The organism is Piscinibacter sp., from assembly GCF_050175855.1.
In the GTDB taxonomy this organism is placed as follows: Bacteria; Pseudomonadota; Gammaproteobacteria; order Burkholderiales; family Burkholderiaceae_C; genus Piscinibacter.
The window spans coordinates 1-6,435 of sequence record NZ_JBFXIO010000305.1; the positions used below are offsets into that span (position 1 = coordinate 1).

General features: G+C 72.1%; 6 protein-coding genes and 1 pseudogene. 1 reads left to right on the forward strand and 6 read right to left on the reverse strand.

The annotated features are described in order from the left end of the window. Positions 1-23 precede the first annotated feature (23 nt). Entirely contained in the window at positions 24-350 is a 327-nt protein-coding gene (locus AB7U92_RS19570) for a DUF4148 domain-containing protein (RefSeq protein WP_428580832.1), read from the forward strand. Between the two features lie 26 nt (positions 351-376). On the opposite strand, the gene AB7U92_RS19575 is transcribed toward AB7U92_RS19570, so the two are convergent. The 6 genes and pseudogenes from AB7U92_RS19575 to AB7U92_RS19600 form a co-directional block, all read right to left on the reverse strand. Beyond that, positions 377-1,600: a hypothetical protein gene (locus tag AB7U92_RS19575; RefSeq protein ID WP_428580835.1), complete on the reverse strand. Its 1,224-nt coding sequence runs from the start codon at positions 1,598-1,600 to the stop codon at positions 377-379. 8 nt (positions 1,601-1,608) lie between these two features. After that, entirely contained in the window at positions 1,609-2,985 is a 1,377-nt protein-coding gene (gorA, locus tag AB7U92_RS19580) for a glutathione-disulfide reductase (protein ID WP_428580837.1), read from the reverse strand. A 63-nt stretch (positions 2,986-3,048) separates the two neighbouring features. Beyond that, positions 3,049-4,236, reverse strand: coding sequence for a patatin-like phospholipase family protein (locus AB7U92_RS19585; RefSeq protein WP_428580840.1), 1,188 nt, complete (start codon positions 4,234-4,236; stop codon positions 3,049-3,051). Between the two features lie 11 nt (positions 4,237-4,247). Next, a complete protein-coding gene (locus tag AB7U92_RS19590) occupies positions 4,248-5,048 on the reverse strand; it encodes an acetoacetate decarboxylase (protein ID WP_428580843.1) in 801 nt (266 codons plus the stop codon). Beyond that, on the reverse strand, positions 5,048-5,830 hold the full coding sequence (locus AB7U92_RS19595) for a 3-hydroxybutyrate dehydrogenase (protein WP_428580846.1): 783 nt from the start codon (positions 5,828-5,830) through the stop codon (positions 5,048-5,050). The genes AB7U92_RS19590 and AB7U92_RS19595 overlap by 1 nt, the downstream gene beginning before the upstream one ends. A gap of 163 nt (positions 5,831-5,993) precedes the next feature. Further along, positions 5,994-6,435 (reverse strand): annotated as a pseudogene (locus AB7U92_RS19600) (phosphohydrolase); the annotation flags it as partial.

Below are 6,435 nucleotides of genomic sequence, written 5' to 3' on the forward strand. Positions count from 1 at the left end.
ACTTCACCGCAAAGGACCCCATCATGAACAAGCTCCTCATCGCCGCCGCCCTCGCCGCCACGTCGTTCGCCGCCCTGGCCGACGGTGCCACCTACGAGGTTCCGCAGCCCGTCACGTCGACGGTCACGCGCGCCGAAGTGCAGGCGCAGACAGCCCTGGCCGCGGCCCGCGGCGAGATCGTCTCGGGCGAAGCGTCCTACGTGGCGCCGGACCACGGCCGGGCGCTGACCCGCGTCGAAGTGCGGCAGGCGCTGGACCAGGCGCGCCGCGATGGTCAGCTGGTCAGCGGCGAGCTGACCTTCGTGGCCGAAGCCGGCGGCGACGCGGTCACCCGCATCGCCAGCCGCTGAGGTGCGAGCTGCGGCGTACCGCATGGTCAGGACGCGACGCCCACCCACCAGACGCTGCCGTCGTGCAGCAGCGCCGCGACCCCGTCGTCGGGGCCGCGGCGCCACGGGACCAGTGCCTTCACCGCGCCGGCCAGCGACACCGGTGCCGGCGTGGTGGCTTCGGCCGCAGCGTCCGCATCGATCACCAGCACATGCTGCCGGTCCTGCGTCGGCACGACCCAGCGTGTCCCGACCCAGGCCGACACGTCGAGATCGCGTTCGCCGATCGCGTGGTTGCTCATGCCGCGCGCGATCACCTGGCTCGACAGGCGTTCTCCCGCATCGGCATATCGATGCAGCACGCCACCGAGATGGGGCGTGTGCACGGCCCATAGGCGCCGGCCGTCGGTGCTGGGTGCCAGCCAACGGTTGGGCGTGCCGATCGGGTCGCCGAGCGCCGCCAGTTGCAGGCCAGCACCCCTGGCGCGGGCGATCACGGCCAGCTGCCCGCCCGCGGGGCCCGAGCGCACGGTGAGCAGGCCGCGACCTCCGCGCCAGGCGATGGCCCGCGGTGCGATGTCCTCAAACACAAACGGCGGCGGCAACTCCAGCTGCGCCAGCGGCTCCAGACCATGGCGCTCCAGCCACAGCAGGGCCGTCGGCTCGACGGCGTCGCCCAGCACGCCGTGGCGGTAGCGCGTGGCGCTGGGCGCGCCGAAGACGGCGACATGGCCATTGGCATCGGAACTGCTGCCGCCGGGGTCGAACGGCAGCGGGCGCGCATCGGGCAGGACCACGGCGGCGCTGCGCGCGGATTCGGCCCAGGTCGATCCGGTGGGGTCCAGGCGCACGACGCGGTGCAGGCCGGCGGCGTCGGACGCCACCGCGATGATCCCGAACGCCAGCACCAGCATGCCGGCATGCGGCGCCAACAGCGGGCTGCGCAGCGTCTGCACGCGGCCGGCCTCCAGCACCCACAGCCCGCCAGCCGCGCTGCGGCCCACGATGCGGCCGTGGCCGCTGGCCAGCGGTGCCGCCGGGTCCAGCCCGCTGCCGAGCCGTTGCCAGCCGCCGGCCGTGGCCTGCCACAGTTCACTCGCCGTCGATACGCCCAGCAGCGCGCCGTCGGTTCCGCCCTGAAGCCTGGCCATGGGCGAAGGCGCCTGCAGCGGCACGGCGGTGGCCGTGGCGGACGCTTGCGGTGCGGCACGGGCGGCCGCACCCGCGCCCAGCAGGGCTGCTGCCACACCCAGCAGATGGCGCCGATCCATGCGCGGACTCATGACCCCGTCGCCGGCGCCGCGCCGTGGCGCCGCACCGGCTCGCGCATCAGCACGAACTCCTCGGCCGCCGTGGGGTGCACGGCCAGCGTGCGGTCGAAGTCGCGCTTGGTGGCGCCACAGGTCAGCGCGACGGCCAGGCTCTGCACGATCTCCGGCGCATCGGCGCCGATCATGTGCACGCCGAGCACGCGCTCGTTCAGGCCGTCCACCACCAGCTTCATGTAGGTGCGCGCCGCGCCGCCGGCGAAGGCGGTCTTCATCGGGCGGAAGTCGGATTCGTAGACGTCGACCGGGCCGGCCCGCAGGGCCTCGGCCTCGCTCAGTCCCACGGTGGCGATGGGCGGATCGGTGAACACGGCGCTGGCCACGGTGCGGTGGTCCACGCGGCTGGGACGACGACCGAACTCAGTGTCGGCGAAGGCGCGCCCCTCGGCGATGGCCACCGGCGTCAGGTTGACGCGGTTCGTCACGTCGCCGATGGCCCAGATGCCGGGCACGCTGCTGCGGCTGTCGGCGTCCACCGCGACGGCGCCGCGCGCGTCCAGCCGCACGCCCGCTTCGGCCAGGCCCAGGTCCGCGGTGTTGGGCGCGCGCCCGGTGGCGTTGAGTGCGGCGTCGGCCGTCAGCACCGAACCGTCGGCGCGGTGCAGGGCAAAGCCGCCAGCGGTGCGTTCCAGGGATTGCAGCGCCACGCCGCCGGCCAGCGTGATGCCGCGGCCGGCCAGCGCCGTAGCCAGGCGCGTGCGCAGGTCGGCATCGAAGCCGCGCAACGGGTGCGTATCCCGGAAGGCCAGCGTCACCTTCGAACCCAGGCCGGTCAGGATGCTGGCGAACTCCACCGCGATGTAGCCGCCGCCCACCACCAGCAACGTGGCCGGCAGCTCGCGCAGGTCGAGCACCTCGTTGGAGGTCATCGCCTGCGCGAGGCCGGGAATCGCATCGTGCGCGGGCGCGCCACCCGTGGCAATGAGAATGCGCCGGGCGCGCAGTTCGCGACCGCCCACGGCCACGACGCCGGGGCCCAGCAGGCGGGCGCGGCCGGCGACGAGTTCGACGCCCGAATCGGCCAGCATCTTGCGGTAGATGCCCTCGAGGCGGGCGGTCTCGGCGGCCTTGGCGTCGGCCCATCGATTCATCTCGAAGCGGCCGGCGAGGTCGACCCAGCCGAAACCGCGCGCTTCCTCGAAGGCCTGCGCGAAGCCGGCGGCGTACATCATCAGCTTCTTGGGCACGCAGCCGCGGATGACGCAGGTACCGCCGACGCGGTCGGCCTCGACGATGAGCACGCGCGCGCTGTGCGCGGCGGCGCGGCGTGAAGCGGCCACGCCGCCGGAGCCGGCGCCGATGACGATGAGGTCGTGGTCTTCAGCCAATTTCGTCTTCCCTTGTGTCCCGGGCATGCGATCGATGATGGACCTTCGTGGCGGCGCACGTCCTCAGACGGGATCCAGGTCATGCAGGACGAGGCCGTCCATCGGCCCCACCGGTGCCAGCCAGGCCTGCTGCGCCAGCGTGCGGCGGCCGTCGCGCAAGCCCGCCTGCCAGCGTGCACGGATGCGCGGGGCGTTGAAGTCCATGTCCTTGGTGTGGTCCTCGTCGAGCAGGCGCGGCGCCACGAGCCGCATCACATGCATCACCGTGCCGCAGCCGTAGCCGGTCATCTCGCGCAGTTCGGGCCGGTCCAGCGCCGCGGCGGGAAGGGCGCGGGTCAGCTCGCGCACGATGTGCCGCAACTGGTGGATCTGCGCCTGGCGCCGCACGTGGCTGTCGACGCGGCTCGCGAACTGGACTTCCTTCTGGCGCCCGCTCACCTGCCACATGTTGCGCGGTGCCTCGCCCGCCGGCTGCCACAGCTGCACCGCGAAGACGAGCGAGCTGCGGCGCGGGTGGTCGTCGAACACCGCCTCGACCGGGGTGTTGGAGTAAATGCCGCCGTCCCAGTAGAGATCGTCGCCGATGCGCACCGGCGGGAAGGCCGGCGGCAGGGCGCCGGAAGCCATCACGTGGCGCAGGTCGAGCGCCTCGTCGCGGCTGTCGAAATAGCGCATCTCGCCGCTGCGCACATTCACCGCGCCGACGGTCAGGCGCGGCGCGTTGCTGTTCAGGCGCTCGGCTTCGACCAACGCCGACAGCGTCTCGCGCAGCGCCGTCGTCAGGTAGTAGCCGGTGGCGTCTTCGTCCAGCGGCAGGTGCTGGCTCAGCCAGGCACGGGGGTTGGGTGCGAAGAAGCCCGGCAGTCCCTGGCCGACCGCGCTGAGCGTGGTCCACAGCGTCGGCAGCCCCGGCAGCCCCGGCCACAGCGCGGGCAGCCCCGGCCACAGCGCGGGCAGCCCCTTGTGCGCCACCGTGTCCCAGAAGGCGTGCAGGCGCTCGATGCGGTGCGCGGGCGCATTGCCGACGATCAGCGCCGCCGTGATGGCGCCGATGGAGGTGCCGATGACCCAGTCGGGTTCGATGCCTGCCTCGTGCAGGGCTTCGTAGACGCCGGCCTGGTAGGCGCCCAGGGCGCCGCCGCCCTGCAGCACCAGCACCGCCTGGCGTTCGGCGACCGGCGGGCAGTGGTTGCCCGCCGTGCCGGCCTCGCCGCTGGTCGCGGCGCGGGTCTTGCGTGGTCGTGTGGCCATGATGGGGTGCCTCAGCTTGCCAGGTAGTCGTGGATCACGCGGCCGTAGGGCAGCGTGAGGTCGGCGATGAAGTGCAGGCCGCCGACGATGCGGCGCACCGGCAGGTCGGCCACCGGCGCATTGACGTGCGGCACCAGGTGCAGCCGCGCCGGTCCGGACCAGGCCCCGTGCACCTGGATGTCGGCCAGCTCGTAGGCCACCAGCTGCGCGATCGCCGGCGTGCCGTCGACGTGCGGGATCAGCTTGAGGTTGACCTGGGTTTGGCTCATCTTGCGGATGATCGAGTCCGACGAGCAGGCCTTGCGCCCGTCCACGTCGTACAGCAGGTGCTGGTGCTTGTAGCCCATGGTGGCCACCGCGACCTGGATGCCGGCGTAGTCGAGCACGCCGGTCAGGGTGTCGTGGTTCACCGTCAGCTTCGGCTGGCCGTGTTTCTTCGGGAAGCCCCAGATCTCGCGGCCGCCGGCAATCGGCGGTTCGTCGTCGAGGTACATCTGCGCCGTGAAATTGACCGGCTGGCCGCGGAACAGCGCCGGGATCACGACGCCGGACTCGGTGTAGTCGCCGAATCCCGCCGAGTCGGGCATGCGGATGAATTCGTACAGCACCTGGCCCGAGCCGTCGGGTTCCAGCGGCGCCGGCAGGGCGGCGCGGATGGCCTCGGCGTCGCTCGTGTAGGTGACGATGAGGTATTCGCGCTGAAGGAAGCGGTAGGGCCCGCGCGGGTACGAGGGCGAGGCCATCGGCATCGACGGCAGGTCGAGCACCGATGCGGCGCGCTGGACCGTGGCGGGGGTGTCGGCGGCGTTCATCAATGTGCCGTCCAGCCGCCGTCGATGGACAGCACCGTGCCGGTGATCGACGCCGCGGCGTCGGAACACAGGAAGGCGACGAACTGCGCCACCTCCTCGGTGGTGACGAAGCGTTTGGTCGGCTGCGCGGCCAGCAGCACGTCGCGCTTGACCTGCTCTTCGGTGATGCCGCGCGCGCGGGCGGTGTCGGGGATCTGCTTCTCTACCAGCGGCGTCAGCACGTAGCCCGGGCACACCGCGTTGGCGGTGATGCCGGCCTCGGCCACTTCCAGCGCGACCGTCTTGGTGAAGCCGGCGATGCCGTGCTTGGCCGCCACGTAGGCCGACTTGTAGGGGCTGGCCACCAGCGCGTGCGCCGAGGCGATATTGACGATGCGGCCCCACTGGTTGAACTTCATGTGCGGCAGCGCCAGCCGCGTGGTGTGGAAGGCCGCGGTGAGGTTGATGGCCAGGATGGCGTGCCACTTCTCGACCGGGAATTCGTCCACCGGCGCCACGTGCTGGATGCCGGCGTTGTTGACCAGCACGTCGATGCCGCCCAATTGCTGCGCGGCGCGCGACATCATGGTTTCGATGGCGTCCTGGCGGCCCATGTCGGCGCCGTCGTAGAGCACCTCCACGCCATGGTCGTGCGCCAGCCGCGTCCGCTGTGCCTCGATCTCGGCGGCGTTGCCGAAGCCATTGAGCATGAGGTTCATGCCCCGTGCCGCCAGTTCGCCGGCGATGGCCAGGCCGATGCCGCTGGTCGACCCGGTGACGAGGGCGCTTCTTCGTTTCTGCATCGCTGACTCCTGTGCCTAGTGAGGCTGGGCAAAGGAGAGTGGACGCGGCGCGGGCGCTTTTCCTTACAGGGCATCGCTTGCCCCGCGACGTGCTCACCGGCTTGCCGGGGCAACGGCCTGCACGCCCGGCAGCCGGCCGGTGGCGCCGGGTCGACCGCCACGCTCAGCTTCGGCGCGTCCCGGCCCAGGCTCTCAGCGCGGCGTCCTGCACGAAGCGATCGATGAGCGCCGTGTCGGCGGCGGGCTCGAGATCCGCCGCGCTGCCCATGCGGCCCGTCGGCACCGCCTTGAGCAGCCGGCCGTCGTGGTCGTGCTCCAGCCGGTAGCCGCCGCCGCAATTGCGACAGAAGATGGCGTCGCCCGCGACCTGCTCCCGCCGCTGCACCAGGGTCGGGCCGCACCTTATGCAGTTCTGCAGCGGTATGCCGTCGTCGCTGTGGCCGGCAATGTGGTCGAGCAGGCCGCGCCGCCCGAGGGCGAGGAAGTGGTGCCCCAGCGCCTCATCGAACTGCTTGCCCAGCCCGGACTCGATGAGGGCCAGGGCGTGCGCTACCGGCATGTCGGCGCGGTAGGGCCGGGTGCTGGTCATCGCGTCGAAGGCGTCG